Annotated in this window: 1 protein-coding gene; it reads right to left on the reverse strand. The window is 50.2% G+C overall.

What is annotated here, in order from left to right; all coding sequences use genetic code 11:
* The coding region (locus NVS78_RS14130; protein WP_286359733.1) for a hypothetical protein at positions 1–203 on the reverse strand (203 nt) is incomplete at both ends.

Here is a 203-nt window from a genome sequence, read left to right on the forward strand (position 1 = left end):
TCGTCAACAAAGGGATGTAAAGGTAAAGGTAAGATTGAACGGCCGTGAACAAACCCCTCCAGCCAGCGTATAAACCCATGGTAGCGTTATAGTTACCGTATCCCAACGATTCCCGACGTACCAGGCCGCTCATCAGGTCGGAGAAAGCCATGCTGCATTGAAAGGTAAAGATGATCAGGATCAACCACGCGATCGGCGAGTAG

The organism is Gabonibacter chumensis (assembly GCF_024741215.1).
GTDB lineage: Bacteria > Bacteroidota > Bacteroidia > Bacteroidales > Marinifilaceae > Gabonibacter > Gabonibacter massiliensis.